The organism is Arthrobacter sp. SLBN-122 (assembly GCF_006715165.1).
Taxonomy (GTDB): domain Bacteria; phylum Actinomycetota; class Actinomycetes; order Actinomycetales; family Micrococcaceae; genus Arthrobacter.
The window spans coordinates 2491902-2504746 of the sequence record NZ_VFMS01000001.1 but is presented as its reverse complement, the minus strand read 5'-3'; the positions used below and the strand labels follow the sequence as shown (position 1 = coordinate 2504746).

The following is a 12845-nucleotide window of genomic DNA, read 5'->3' as shown; positions in this document are numbered from 1 at the left end:
TCAACGAGGAGACGACATGAAGAAACTCCAGGCTTCTGCCGCCGCCGCCCTGGAAGGGGCCCTGCAGGACGGCATGACCCTCGCCGTAGGAGGGTTTGGCCTGAGCGGCATTCCGGCCGACCTGATTGAAGCCGTTCGTGGTTCCGGCGTCCGGGACCTCACCGTGGTGTCCAACAACATGGGTGTGGACGGCAAAGGGCTGGGCATCCTGATCGAGGCCGGCCAGGTGCGCAAAGTGATCGCATCCTACGTCGGTGAGAACAAGCTGTTCGCGGAGCAGTACCTTGCCGGCAGGCTTGAGGTGGAATTCACCCCGCAGGGCACGCTGGCTGAGCGGCTTCGCGCTGGCGGCGCCGGAATCCCGGCTTTCTACACGAAGACCGGCGTGGGCACCCTGGTTGCCGATGGCAAGCCGCATGAGGTGTTCGACGGCGAAACCTACGTCCAGGAGCGCGCCATCCGGGCCGACGTCGCACTGGTCCACGCGCACACCGCGGACACGGACGGCAACCTCATTTACCGCTACACCGCCCGGAACTTCAACCCTGTGGTGGCCACCACCGGGAAGCTGACCATCGCCGAGGCGGAAGTGATCGTGGAGCCCGGCCACCTGGACCCGAACCACATTGTGACCCCCGGCGTCTTTGTCCAGCGGCTGGTGCAGGCCACGGACCGGGTCAAGGACATCGAGCAGCGGACCGTCAGGCAGCGCGCCGGCTTGGTCTCTGCCTGACTGCAACCGGGCGCCGTCCGCCCAACTAAGTACAGCCAAGACCACTAAAGGAGAACCCCATGGGATGGACCAGGGATGAAATGGCTGCGATCGCGGCCGAAGAATTGAACGACGGCGACTACGTGAACCTGGGGATCGGCATCCCCACGCTGGTGGCCAACAACCTGCCCGACGGCGTGCGGGTGGTCCTGCAGAGCGAGAACGGGCTGCTGGGCATGGGCCCTTTCCCGTATGAGGGCGAAGAGGATGCCGACCTCATCAATGCCGGCAAGCAGACCGTGACGGTACTGCCCGGCGGCAGCATCTTCGACTCCGCCACCTCCTTTGGGATGATCCGCGGCGGCCACGTCAAGGTGGCCATCCTGGGAGCCATGCAGGTTTCCGGCAGCGGGGACCTGGCCAACTGGACCATCCCCGGGAAGATGGTCAAGGGCATGGGCGGCGCAATGGACCTCGTCGCCGGGACCCCGCGGGTGGTGGTCCTCACCGAACACAACGCCAAGGACGGCACCGCCAAGATCGTCCGCGAATGCACCCTCCCGCTGACCGGGCTCAGCTGCGTGGACCGGATCATCAGCGACCTTGCGGTCTTTGACCTTGAAAAGACGGACGACGGCGGGCGGCAGCTCACGCTGACCCGGCTGGCACCGGGGGTCACCGTGGCGGAGATCCGGGAGAAGACCGAAGCCGACTTCCAGGTCCGGCTCGAGAATGGAGAAGTGGCGGCATGAGCCTGAAGGAACAGTTCGGCAAGGATGTCCTGATTACCGGCTGGGGGCACAGCAAATTCGGGAAACTCAGCGACGATACCCTGGAATCCCTCATTGTCCAGGTGGCCACGGACGCAATCACCACCGCCGGCATCGAGCCCGGCCAGGTCGACGAAATCTACGTGGGCCAGTTCAACTCCGGCATGATGCCGCTGGCGTTTCCCTCTTCCCTGGCACTGCAGGTCTCCCCCGACCTGGCCAATGTGCCCTCCACCCGCGTTGAGAACGCCTGTGCCTCCGGTTCCGCGGCCTTCCAGCAGGGCACCAAGTCATTGCTGGCCGGCACCGCCAGGACTGTCCTGGTGATCGGTGCCGAGAAGATGACCCATGCCGGAGCGGATGTGGTGGGCGCCGGACTGCTGGGCGCGGACTATGACATGGCCGGGAAGCCTTCCACCACCGGCTTCACCGGGCTCTTCGCCGAGGTGGCGAAGCACTACGCCAAACGCTACGACGCCGGCGGGAAGCTGGGCGACGTGCTGGGCACCATCGCAGCGAAGAACCACCGCAATGGCGTGGACAACCCGTACGCCCAGCTCCGCAAGGACCTCGGCGAGGAGTTCTGCCAAACCGTCTCGGACAAGAACCCGCTGGTGGCTGATCCCCTGCGCCGCACGGACTGTTCCCCTGTCTCCGACGGGGCAGCCGCCGTCGTGCTGTCCGTTTCACCTACCGGTGGCGCCACGGATCCGGTGCGCCTGGCCGGCTTCGGCCAGGCCAACGACTTCTTCCCCACCGACCGCCGCGACCCTACCGCCTTCGAGGCAACCCGGGTCTCGTGGCAGCGCGCCCTGGCCATGGCCGGCGTCGGGATCGAGGACCTGGACCTGGCCGAAGTCCATGACTGCTTCACCATCGCCGAGCTGCTCATGTACGAGGCCATGGGCCTGACCCAACCCGGCCAGGGCTCCCGCGCCCTCAGCGAAGGCTGGGTCCACAAGGACGGAAAGCTGCCGGTCAACGTCTCCGGCGGACTCAAGTCCAAGGGCCACCCGGTAGGCGCCACCGGTGTTTCCCAGCACGTCCTGGCAGCCATGCAGCTGACCGGGACGGCCGGGGACATGCAGCTGGCCGCCCCGCGCCGGGCAGCCATACAGAACATGGGCGGCGTGGGCATCGCCAACTACGTCAGCATCCTCGAAGCCGTCTAGCATCCTGCGGTGGGATCCGCGGTCGTCGGGCACTTTGGCGCCGCCAGCGGCCCTTCTGGGCAATAACGACGGCGTGTCCGTGCCAAAGTGCCCCACGACGGCCGATGGGGTCCGGACACGTTAGGCGGCGCCCCGGATCACCGCCGCGAGCTCCTTGAAACCGAGCCGCTCCGCGTTCTGCAGGGCCGTCCGCCCTTCCGGATCGCGGATGGCCGGGTCCGCCCCGGCTTCCAGGAGGAGCCGCACCACCTCCTGCTGGCGGGGGCCGCCGTTGTTGAGCAGCACGGCCTCCTGCATGGCCGTCCAGCCCAGGTTGTTCACGTGGTTGACGGGGACGCCGGCGGCAATGAGCATCCTGGCCGTCTCCACGTGCCCGTGCTCGCTGGCGGGGATCAGGGCGGTGCCGCCGTAGCGGTTAGTGGCGGCCACGTCCGCCCCGGCGGCCAGCGTGAGCTGCAGCACCTCATTGAAGCCTTCGGCACCGGCGTACAGGAACGCCGAATCCTGGATGGAGTCCTTGGCGTTGACGTTCCCTCCGCGGCTGATGAGTTGGGCCACCAAGGGTGCGTTGTTGGCCTTCGCTGCCTTGATCAAGTCCTGGTCGAGCTGCGCCTGTTCAGCGGCTGAAAGGGCAGCAGTGGCTGTGGCGGGAGCCGGCTCGGAGGAAGCGCGGCCACCTGATGGCGAGGCGGTGTCCGGGCCACCGGGACTGACAGAGACGACGGGCGGCGGAGAGTCCACTTCTTGAGGTTTACCTGGATTGGCCTGGCACCCGGCCAGGAACATGGCCATGCCCATGCCGGTCATGATGAATGCCCCAGTGCGGTTCCGCCCCATAAGCGCAGCCTACTTTGCAGTTCCGGCAGCGGCGATGGCCTCGGCGCCGGCGGTGGCGCAGGCTTCGTCCAGGGCACCGTCGGGCGCGCCGCCCACACCGATGCCAGCCACGGAAACGCCGTTGACCTTCAGCGGGACACCGCCCGCCAGGAACAGGGTGCCTGGCAGGTCCGCGATCGAGGGGCCGTTGCCGTTGACGCGCTTGGCCAGCTCGCTGGTGGGGGTGCCGAAAGCTGCGGCGGTGTAGGCCTTTTGCTTGGCGGCCTCGATGGTGTGGGCGGCGGCGTTGTCTCCCCGCAGCAGTGCCTGGACGGTGCCAAAGCGGTCAACGAGTGCAACGGTGACGAACGGCAGTTTGTCCGCCTGGCACTTGGCGAGCGCCGCTGAGACAGCCTGGGCGGAAGCTGTGGCAGAGATGCGGTTCTGCTGCACCACCGTCTCCGGCGCCGGCTGGACATCTACGGCTGGTACGACGGCGGGTGCTTCAGAGCCGCTGACACGGCCAGTACCGGCGTTGGCGGCTGCGGTGCCTCCCGCCGTCACCAGGATTGCTCCGGCTGCTGCCGCGGCGAGTACTTTGTGGGACTTCTTCATGATGCATTCCTTGGGTTGGGTGGTCTTCGTTGCCGGTTTCCATCCTTCCGGGCCACGGTTGGCGCGGCATCGGGCGTTCGTCTGTCCCTGGCTGGCCCGAAAGGCCAGCCGTATCAGCCAAAAGGTTGAGGGATCGGACGGCCCCGGAGCCCTAGCATGGAAGGCAGTGAATCCCACCATGAGATCCGGACCCCGCATGCCTGGCAGAGATACCACCCCAACCACCGGCGCCGCAGCCGCCGTTGCTGCTGACGGCAACACCACCGGGTCCCGTCCGGCGGCACCCACCCCGAAGGAACGCCTGGGCAGCATCGAGGCCGCAGTCCATCTCGGCTTCGCAGTGCTCCTGGTGGCATCGGTGGTGCGGTACGTCCTGAGGCACTCGCCGGCGGACAACCTCATGGTCCTGGGACTCGCCGCCGCCGCCTGCCTGCTGTACGCCGTCGTGGCCCTGCTCCCGCTGCGGGACCGGCATCCTGCCCCCTGGATGGTTGCGCTGGTGGCGGTCTGGGCGGTCCTGGTGGTGGCAGCACCGAGCTTCGCGTGGTGTTCCTTTGCCCTGTTCTTCCTGTGCAGGAGTGCGCTGCGCGGTGCCGCGTCCTACATCCTGGCGGGTACCATCACCCTGGCGACCGCCGCCGGACTGTTCCGGCTGGGCAACGGCACAGACGTGGCCATGCTGCTGGGACCTGTGGCGGTGGGCATCATGCTGACGCTCATCTACGACCGCATAGAGCACGACGCCGAGGAGCAGCGCCGCCTGCACGCGGAGGTTTCGCTTGCCCAGGGCCAGCTGGCAGCCAGTGAACGCCGTGCGGGCACCACCGCCGAGCGGGAGCGGGTGTCCCGTGAAATCCACGACACCGTGACCCAGGGACTCGCCAGCAGCCTGCTCCTGCTCGAAGCCGCGGGCCGCGCGTGGCCGGGCGCCGCAGCCCGGGAGGATCTTCATCAGGCCACTGACCTGCTCCGCATCAACCTGGCGGAAACCCGGAGCCTGGTCCACGAGCTTGCCTCCCCCGGGCTGGAATCGACGCCGTTGCCGGAGGCGCTGCTGCTTGCCGCCAGGCAGTATGTGCCGGGAGCCACCCTCACGGTGACGGGCGGGCCGGTGGCGGTCCCGCCGGAGGTCCGGCACGCCCTGCTGCGGGTGGTGCAAAGCGCGGCCTCCAACATCGCGCAGCATGCTTCAGCTTCGGTCGCTGCCCTGACGGTGGGCTTCCTTCCGGACGCCGTCACCTTGGACATTTACGACGACGGTACCGGCTTTGACCCTGCGGCGGCAGTTCCGCCGTCGGCCGCCGGAGGGTACGGCCTGCGGGCCATGCGGCAGCGGGTGGAGCAGCTGAGTGGCGTTTTCTCGGTGCAAAGCGCTCCCGGTGAGGGGACCATCGTGGCGGCGCAACTGCCGTTGGAGGGCGGTAAATGAGCGGCATTACAGTCCTGCTGGTGGACGACCACCTGGTGGTTCGGAGCGGACTACGCGCGTTGTTGGGAACGCAGCCTGACATGGAGGTCGTAGCCGAGGCAGCATCGGGCGGTGAGGCGTTGGAGCTGGTGCGCGCCCACTCCCCGGCGGTGGTGGTGATGGACCTTGCCATGGGCCCGGGCATGGATGGAATCGAAGCCATCAGGCGGATCCGGGACCTCAACAGCCGGCAGGCGATCCTGGTTTTCACCACCTACGACTCAGATGCCGATATTGTCCGGGCAGTGGACTCCGGGGCCATGGGTTACCTCTTGAAGGATGCCGCCCCGGAAGAGATTTTTGCCGCCATCCGGGGCGCCGTACAGGGCAGGAGTGTCATGAGCCCGCCGGTGGCCTCGCGGCTGTTCCAGCAGCTGCGCAACCCGGACGAGGTCCTCACACCCCGGGAGGCCGAACTGCTCAGTCTGCTCACGGAGGGGCTAAGCAACCGCGAACTCGGGCGGCGGCTCTTCATCTCCGAGGCCACCGTCAAAACCCACCTGGCGCACATCTACGCCAAGCTCGGAGTGGACACCCGGGCGGCCGCGATTGCCACTGCAATCCGGCGCGAGGGGATGCGGTAACGGCGCTTTATGGCCATTACCCTTGCACCACGGCGCCGGGACCCGTACGTTGGGGACTGCGGGGGACGTTCTCCGCAACTCTGGGCGGATAACCCGGGGAGAGAATCAGAGTCACATGAAGGAATGCAGCCATGGCAACAGGCACAGTTAAATGGTTCAACGCCGAAAAGGGTTTTGGCTTCATTGCCCCCGATGACGGGTCCGCTGACGTTTTCGCCCACTACTCGGCAATCGCCTCCAGCGGATACCGCTCCCTGGACGAGAACCAGAAGGTCGAATTCGATGTGACCCAGGGCCCCAAGGGTCCGCAGGCAGAGAACATCCGCCCGCTCTAAGTCTTCGGCGGCCTCCGGCAACTGCCGGGACCCCATCCAGCGGCCCCTCCACCCAGGTGGAGGGGCCGCTGTTTTGTGGGCTGCTGATTTGGGTGCCGCTGATTTTGTGGTTCAGCGCACCTCGGTTTTCTCTTTGGGATAATTGATCCATGACCGGACAGGACCAGGACAGGGATCCTTGGGACGAGTTTGACGCCCTTGGACCCGCGGCGCCGGACCGTGTGCCGGGCCAACCCGGTGGGGAGCCGCACGGTTTTGGCTTCCGCACTGGGGTACGCAGCGCCAAGGTGGCCGTCGGTTTTGCGGTTTACGCGCTGGCGCTGGGAACCATATTGGCCCTGACCGGATGCATCGTCTTCATCAGCCGGCAGCAGTGGCTGCTGACCGGGCTCATGCTGGTGTTCGAGGCTGTCTTCGTCTTCGCTTTCACGAGGCTGGTGGCCCAGGCCCGGCGGCGCTCTCCGCGCAGGCCTCAGGCGCGCTGACAGCCCGGCTCCCTTAACCACGACTTTGGCCTTGACCTTGACGCAACGTCAAACCCTAGGCTCGGAGCATGGAAGAAATCCCCGCAACGGGCGGAAGGGACTGGTCCATCCAGGACGTCGCCAGGATTGCCGGCACCACCAGCCGCACGCTGCGCCACTATGACGACATCGGGTTGCTGAAGCCCAGCCGGGTGGGCAACAACGGTTACCGCTATTACGACGGCGCCGCCCTCCTTCAGCTCCAGCGCATTCTCTTGCTGCGGGAGCTGGGGCTGGGCCTGCCGGCCATCGCGGACGTCTTCCACCGCCAGGCCGATCCGGTCACCGCGCTCACCCGCCATCTCGAGTGGCTTGGCCAGGAGCAGCAGCGGCTGGCACGGCAAATCCGGTCGGTGCGGCAAACAATCGAAACAGTAAGGGCAGGAGGCCAACTGATGGCAGAGGACATGTTCGAGGGCTTCGACCACACCCAGTACAAGGAGGAGGTGGAGCAACGGTGGGGCAAGGACGCCTACGCAACATCCGACGCGTGGTGGCGCGGCATGCCGGCGGACGAAAAGCGGGAATGGAAGTCCAGGGTGGAGGCTCTTGGCCGGGACTGGCAGGCTGCAGCCCGCTCCGGAGTTGCTGCGGACGGTCCGGAAGCCCGCGAGCTGGCAGCCCGGCACGTCGAGTGGCTGAAGTCCATTCCCGGTACTCCCGCAGCCGACCACTCCGGCAGCACCAAGGCATATGTGCTGGGGCTGGCCGACATGTACGTGGACGACCCCCGCTTCGCCGCCAATTACGGCGGAGTGGAAGGGGCTGGCTTCGTCCGGGCTGCGCTTCGCAGTTTCGTGGAGAAGTCCCTCTAGGGCGGAGGCTGCGGCGGCGTCAGTGTCAGCGGCTGCGCTTCCACAGCACGGCGGCAGCCCCGGCCGCCGCCGTGGCAGCAACCATCCTGCGCCGCCCCGTCCGCCGTCCGCCGTTCCAGCCACCGCTGACCGCGGCTTTGCGCGTATGGCCCGATGGCTCATAGAGGGTTCCCGTCGAGGCCGCGGCAGGCTTCTTCCGCGACAAGTGGGTTTTCTCCACCTGCACCGCCATGGCCGCCTCCACTTTTGCCGGCGTGACCTTGTGCTGAAGGACCAGCAGCCGGCCGGCAGGACCCACCACGGCTTCGCGGCGTGGTTTGGCTGCAAGGCTGACGATGGTTCGGGCCACCCGTTCCGGGGTGTAGACCGGCGGCATGGCCACCACTTTTCGTCCCGTGTAATTGGCGGCGTGCTGAAAGAAAGGAGTGTCAATGGCCGCCGGCAAAACGGTGCAGACCTTCACCTTCCGGATGCCGTCCAGCTGCAGCTCGGAACGGATGCTCACGCTGAGGGCACGGACCGCAGCCTTGGACATGGAGTAGGCCGCGGTGTAGGGCTGGGAGACCTCACCCACAATGGATCCGACGTTGATCAGGACTCCGGAACCCTGGGCCCGGAACCGCGGCAGGGCGGCCCGTGCTCCGTTGACGTATCCACCGATGTTTACGTCCAGGACGCGCCGAAGGTCCGCCAGGGGAACGTCAGTGATCCGGCCGAAGAGGCCGATGGCGGCGTTGTTCACCCATACGTCGAGGTGCCCGAACTCCTCCACTGCACGGGCCGCCAGGGCGTCCATGTTTTCGGCGTCCGTCACATCCGTGGGGACCGCGACGGCCTTTCCTCCCCGCTTCCGCACCTCGTGCACCAGGCTTTCCAGCGCACCGGCGCTGCGGGCGGCAAGGACCAGGCGGGCACTTTTGTTCGCGAATTCGAGCGCCGCGGCACGGCCGATGCCACTTGACGCTCCGGTGATGACCACGACTGCTTTCTTGACCCGCATGCCGCCTCCGTCCCGCGCTCCTTGGGGGCGCCAACAAAAACACTAAGTATGCTTACCAGTGCGATGGTATCGGGAGGCACGCTCCGGGACAAGGTTCCGGCGGCCCGGTTTCCAGCGCGGGAAGCTTGCTGTGGCAGGGACTGGGTGGCTGGTAGTCAGCGGCTGGCGCCGGCCCGGTCAGCCTTGGCCTGCTTAGCCCGCCTGGTCCGGCGGATGACGAGCAACACCACGGCAACGGCCAGTGCGGCGTAGACGGCGTAGTTCAGGAAGCGGGAGTACTCCTCGATGAGCCGGTACTGGGTGCCCAGGAGGTAGCCGAGGCCGATGAGGGCGCCATTCCACAGCCCGCTCCCGGCAAGCGTGAAGAGGCTGAAGGTGGCCAGCGGCATGGCCGCCGCCCCGGCGGGCAGCGAAATGAGGCTGCGGACGCCGGGCAACAGGCGGCCAAAGAAGATGGATGACCTGCCGTGGCGGCGGAACCAGCCTGCCGCGTGCTCGAAGTCTTCGCGGTCAACCAAGGGCAGTTTGGACAACCACCGGATGGACCGTTCGAGCCCCAGTTTGGCGCCGAGCCAATAGAGCAGCAGCGCGCCCAGGTATGCGCCGAGGGTGCTGGTGGCGAAGACGAGGATGAGGTTCAGGGAGCCCTGTTTGGCGAGGTAGCCCGCCAAGGGGAGGATCACCTCGCTGGGGATGGGAGGCACCACCGTTTCGGCAAGTGTAAACCCGCCAACGCCCCACTCACCGAGGGTGTCGATGGCCCTCGCCGCGAAGCCGACGATTCCAGTGAGTCCCTCTGTGGGGCTGGCTGCACCGGTCATGATTGTCCACATACGCCCATCCCATCCGCCTGCATGCCTTGGCCGCGCAGCGGCCCGTCTTCTCTACCTTACGGGCCGTCGGCGGCGTGCCGTGCGGGTGCATTCGGCCGACCGGGCAGCCGGCCGGACAGCGCACCGGCAACGGCACCGGGGTTACCGGTGCTTGAATTCCGGTTGGCGCTTTCCCGTGAACGCCGCCATGCCTTCCTTCTGGTCCTCGGAGGCGAACAGGGAGTGGAACAGCCGCCGTTCGAACACCACCCCCTGGGCCAGCCCGGTTTCGAAGGCGGCGTTGACCGCCTCTTTCGCCGCCATGGTGACCGGTTTGGACTTGGACGCGATCACTTCTGCGGCCTTGATGGCCTCACTCATCACGTCCTCGGCCGGCACAACCCGGGACACCAGGCCGCACCGGTCCGCTTCCTCCGCGCCGATGAACCTGCCGGTCAGGATCAGATCCATCGCCTTTGCCTTGCCTATTGCACGGGTGAGCCGCTGCGAGCCGCCCATGCCGGGAAGCACGCCAAGGTTAATCTCCGGCTGCCCGAATTTGGCGTTGTCTCCAGCGATGATGAGGTCGCACATCATGGCCAGTTCGCAGCCGCCGCCCAGGGCAAACCCGGACACCGCCGCGATGGTGGGAATGCGCAGCCGCGTGAAGTCCTCCCAGCCCCGGAACCAGTCCGCCGTGTACATGTCCATGTAGCCCTGGTCCGCCATCTCCTTGATGTCGGCTCCCGCTGCGAAGGCCTTGCCGGAGCCGGTGATCACCACGGCCCCGATTCCAGGATCGGAATCCATGGCGGTCACGGCCGCGACAAACTCCTCCATGGTGGCCTTGTTCAGCGCATTTAATGCAGAGGGCCTGTTGAGGGTCACCAGCCCCACCCTCCCCTGCTGCTCCACCAGAATATTGGCGTACTCCGTCATTCGGGGCTCCCGTCGTCGTGTGCTGTTGTAGTGCGGCGCCGGTCCGGCAACTGGGTGCCGGCGCGCTCCCCCACCGGGTCCCCGCCGTCGTGCTGCCCCGGGCCATGCTGTCCAGGGGCATGGCGCCTGGATGAATCGCGGATGTCCGTGATGATGGCCGAGAAGTCGCGGCCGGCCCCGCCTTCCGCGGCAAACCTACCGTAGATGCGGGCGGCCAGCGCTCCCATCTCTCCCGCCACCCCCGTGCTGTCCAGGGCGTTGACGGCGAGATTAAGGTCCTTGGCCATGAGCGCTGCGGCGAAGCCTGGCTGGTAGTCCCTGTTGGCAGGGCTGGTGGGAACCGGTCCGGGGACCGGGCAGTTGGTGGTCAGCGCCCAGCACTGGCCGGAGGCGGCGGATGCGACGTCGAACAGGGCCTGGTGGGTCAGGCCCAGCTCTTCACCGAGCACGAAAGCCTCGCTGACCGCGATCATGGAGACGCCCAGGATGAGGTTGTTGCAGATCTTGGCAGCCTGGCCGGCTCCATGTCCGCCGCAATGCACCACCCGCTTGCCCATGACCTCCAGGAGCGGCAACACAGCCTCAAAATCAGCCCCTTCGCCGCCGGCCATGAACGTCAACGTGCCCGCCTCAGCCCCCACCACGCCGCCGGAAACGGGGGCATCAATCGAACGGTGGCCGGCCTCAATGGCCAGCCGGGCGGCCTCCCGGGCCTCGTCCACATTGATGGTGGAGCAGTCAAGGAACATCGTTCCAAGGGACGCCGCACCCAGCAGCCCGGGTCCGTCAGGGCCGCCCAGGTAGGCATCCAGGACGTGGCGGCCGCTGGGAAACATGGTGAGGACCACGTCGGCACCGTCAACCGCATCCAGGGCGTTCCCTGCCACCGGAATACCCAGGGCGCGGGCCGCTTGGAGGGCTTCGGGCACCACATCAAAGCCAGCCACCCGGTAACCGGCGCGGACCAGGTTCAGGGCCATGGGACCGCCCATGTGTCCAAGGCCCAGGAAGGCTACACTGCTCTTTTCAGGCATGGCCGGCCTCCTTTACCTGCACGTCAGGCCGCGAGTCCAGTTCAGGCAGGGAGTGCGGTCCAGTCTGTGGATGCAAATCCAGTTCCCCGCCGTCCAGGGGCTCAAAGAACCTGTCCACGTGGCGGGGAAGCACCTCTGCCAGCGTGCCGGGTCTCCATTGCGGGTTCCTGTCCTTGTCCACCACTTGGGCGCGGATTCCTTCACGGAAATCAGGGCCGGCAAGGAAGCGGATGCCCGCCCGGTACTCCTGGGCCAGGGTTTCGTCCAGGGTCATGGCCGCGGCGCGGCGCAGGGACGCCAGGGTGACCTTGACCGAGGTAGGCGACTTCGCTTCGATCGCGGCAGCGGCTTCAAGGGCTTCCTGCTGCCCCGGCCCGGTCCAGGACCGGAGCCGGGCGACGATTTCCCCTGCGTCGTCGGAGGCGTAGCAGGCATCGATCCAGTCCCGCTGCCCGGCCAGTACCGAGGCCGGGGGCTGTTCGGCAAAGCGGCCGACGGCGGCGTCCGGACTTTCATGCTCCAGCGCAGCCACGAGGCGGGGCAGCGCGTCCGATGGGACATAATGGTCCGCAAGGCCCAGGAACAAGGCATCCCCCGCTCCCAAGTGTGCTCCTGTCAGGCCGGCATGGGTTCCGGATTCGCCTGGTGCACGTGCAAGGAGGAAGGTCCCGCCGACGTCGGGCGCAAAGCCAATGGTGGTTTCCGGCATCCCCATCCTGGTCCGCTCGGTGACCACTCGGACGTTCCCGTGCGCCGAAATCCCCACCCCGCCGCCCAGGACCAGCCCGTCCATGAGGGCCACGTACGGCTTGGGGTAGCGGGCAATCAACGAGTTCACGCGGTATTCGGTCTGCCAGAAATGAGCCGTTCCGTTTCCGCCGTGCAGCATGTCCTGGTAGATGGCCACGATGTCTCCGCCCGCGCACAGGCCCCGCTCCCCGGCGCCCTGCACCAGGACGGCAGCCACGTCGTCCTCCCCTGCCCACGCGGTGAGCTGCCGCAGGAGCAGGTCCACCATGCCGGCGGTGAGTGCGTTGACGGCGCGTGGCCGATTGAGGGTGATCACGCCCAGCCGGCCGCGGCATTCAAAAAGTACGTCGGCGCCGCCGTTCCCTGCCGCGCTGTCCGTTGTGCTGTCCTTGGCTTCGGTCATCGGCGGGGTGCTCCTTCGCATGGTGGCCGGATGCGTGATCCAGGTCATTCTGTTGCGAATATACCCGTCCCTTCCTGCCGGGAACCAACCGCGGCG

15 protein-coding genes are annotated in these 12845 nt (G+C 67.0%); 8 read left to right on the top strand and 7 right to left on the bottom strand.

All coding sequences use genetic code 11. The annotated features are described in order from the left end of the window. Positions 1-16 precede the first annotated feature (16 nt). The 3 genes from FBY36_RS11745 to FBY36_RS11735 are packed head-to-tail and all read left to right on the top strand — an operon-like array spanning position 17 to position 2654. Positions 17-733, top strand: a complete 717-nt coding sequence (locus FBY36_RS11745) for a CoA transferase subunit A (protein ID WP_142119584.1) — start codon at positions 17-19, stop codon at positions 731-733. Positions 734-792: 59 nt separating this feature from the next. Continuing rightward, the gene (locus FBY36_RS11740; protein WP_142119582.1) at positions 793-1464 is read left to right on the top strand and encodes a CoA transferase subunit B; all 672 of its coding nucleotides are present in this window, start codon (positions 793-795) and stop codon (positions 1462-1464) included. Continuing rightward, positions 1461-2654, top strand: a complete 1194-nt coding sequence (locus FBY36_RS11735; RefSeq protein WP_142119580.1) for an acetyl-CoA acetyltransferase — start codon at positions 1461-1463, stop codon at positions 2652-2654. The genes FBY36_RS11740 and FBY36_RS11735 overlap by 4 nt, the downstream gene beginning before the upstream one ends. Positions 2655-2774: 120 nt before the next feature. On the opposite strand, the gene FBY36_RS11730 is transcribed toward FBY36_RS11735, so the two are convergent. Further along, the gene (locus FBY36_RS11730; protein WP_235008806.1) at positions 2775-3491 is read right to left on the bottom strand and encodes an ankyrin repeat domain-containing protein; all 717 of its coding nucleotides are present in this window, start codon (positions 3489-3491) and stop codon (positions 2775-2777) included. A gap of 9 nt (positions 3492-3500) precedes the next feature. Continuing rightward, positions 3501-4085 carry a GlcG/HbpS family heme-binding protein gene (locus FBY36_RS11725; protein WP_142119578.1) on the bottom strand — a complete coding sequence of 195 codons (585 nt, stop codon included), beginning with the start codon at positions 4083-4085 and terminating at the stop codon, positions 3501-3503. A 196-nt stretch (positions 4086-4281) separates the two neighbouring features. Between FBY36_RS11725 and FBY36_RS11720 the strand changes: the two genes are divergently transcribed. The 5 genes from FBY36_RS11720 to FBY36_RS11700 all read left to right on the top strand — a co-directional run bounded on the left by FBY36_RS11720 (position 4282) and on the right by FBY36_RS11700 (position 7811). Continuing rightward, positions 4282-5514 (top strand): sensor histidine kinase, encoded by a 1233-nt coding sequence (locus FBY36_RS11720; RefSeq protein ID WP_142119576.1) that lies wholly within the window; start codon positions 4282-4284, stop codon positions 5512-5514. After that, complete coding sequence (locus FBY36_RS11715) at positions 5511-6137, top strand: response regulator (protein WP_142119574.1); 627 nt, start codon at positions 5511-5513, stop codon at positions 6135-6137. The genes FBY36_RS11720 and FBY36_RS11715 overlap by 4 nt, the downstream gene beginning before the upstream one ends. A gap of 131 nt (positions 6138-6268) precedes the next feature. After that, entirely contained in the window at positions 6269-6472 is a 204-nt protein-coding gene (locus FBY36_RS11710) for a cold-shock protein (RefSeq protein ID WP_013599688.1), read from the top strand. A gap of 149 nt (positions 6473-6621) precedes the next feature. Then, positions 6622-6957: a hypothetical protein gene (locus tag FBY36_RS11705; protein WP_142119572.1), complete on the top strand. Its 336-nt coding sequence runs from the start codon at positions 6622-6624 to the stop codon at positions 6955-6957. A 68-nt stretch (positions 6958-7025) separates the two neighbouring features. Further along, positions 7026-7811 carry a MerR family transcriptional regulator gene (locus FBY36_RS11700; protein WP_142119570.1) on the top strand — a complete coding sequence of 262 codons (786 nt, stop codon included), beginning with the start codon at positions 7026-7028 and terminating at the stop codon, positions 7809-7811. Between the two features lie 25 nt (positions 7812-7836). On the opposite strand, the gene FBY36_RS11695 is transcribed toward FBY36_RS11700, so the two are convergent. The 5 genes from FBY36_RS11695 to FBY36_RS11675 form a co-directional block, all read right to left on the bottom strand. Then, positions 7837-8811, bottom strand: coding sequence for an SDR family oxidoreductase (locus tag FBY36_RS11695; RefSeq protein ID WP_142119568.1), 975 nt, complete (start codon positions 8809-8811; stop codon positions 7837-7839). Between the two features lie 155 nt (positions 8812-8966). Further along, positions 8967-9644, bottom strand: a complete 678-nt coding sequence (locus tag FBY36_RS11690) for a DedA family protein (RefSeq protein ID WP_142119566.1) — start codon at positions 9642-9644, stop codon at positions 8967-8969. A 141-nt stretch (positions 9645-9785) separates the two neighbouring features. Next, on the bottom strand, positions 9786-10562 hold the full coding sequence (locus FBY36_RS11685) for an enoyl-CoA hydratase (protein ID WP_142119564.1): 777 nt from the start codon (positions 10560-10562) through the stop codon (positions 9786-9788). Then, on the bottom strand, positions 10559-11596 hold the full coding sequence (gene mmsB, locus FBY36_RS11680; RefSeq protein ID WP_142119562.1) for a 3-hydroxyisobutyrate dehydrogenase: 1038 nt from the start codon (positions 11594-11596) through the stop codon (positions 10559-10561). The genes FBY36_RS11685 and mmsB overlap by 4 nt, the downstream gene beginning before the upstream one ends. After that, positions 11589-12749: an enoyl-CoA hydratase/isomerase family protein gene (locus tag FBY36_RS11675; protein ID WP_142119560.1), complete on the bottom strand. Its 1161-nt coding sequence runs from the start codon at positions 12747-12749 to the stop codon at positions 11589-11591. Before FBY36_RS11675 ends, mmsB begins: the two co-directional genes overlap by 8 nt. Between the last annotated feature and the right edge of the window lie 96 nt (positions 12750-12845).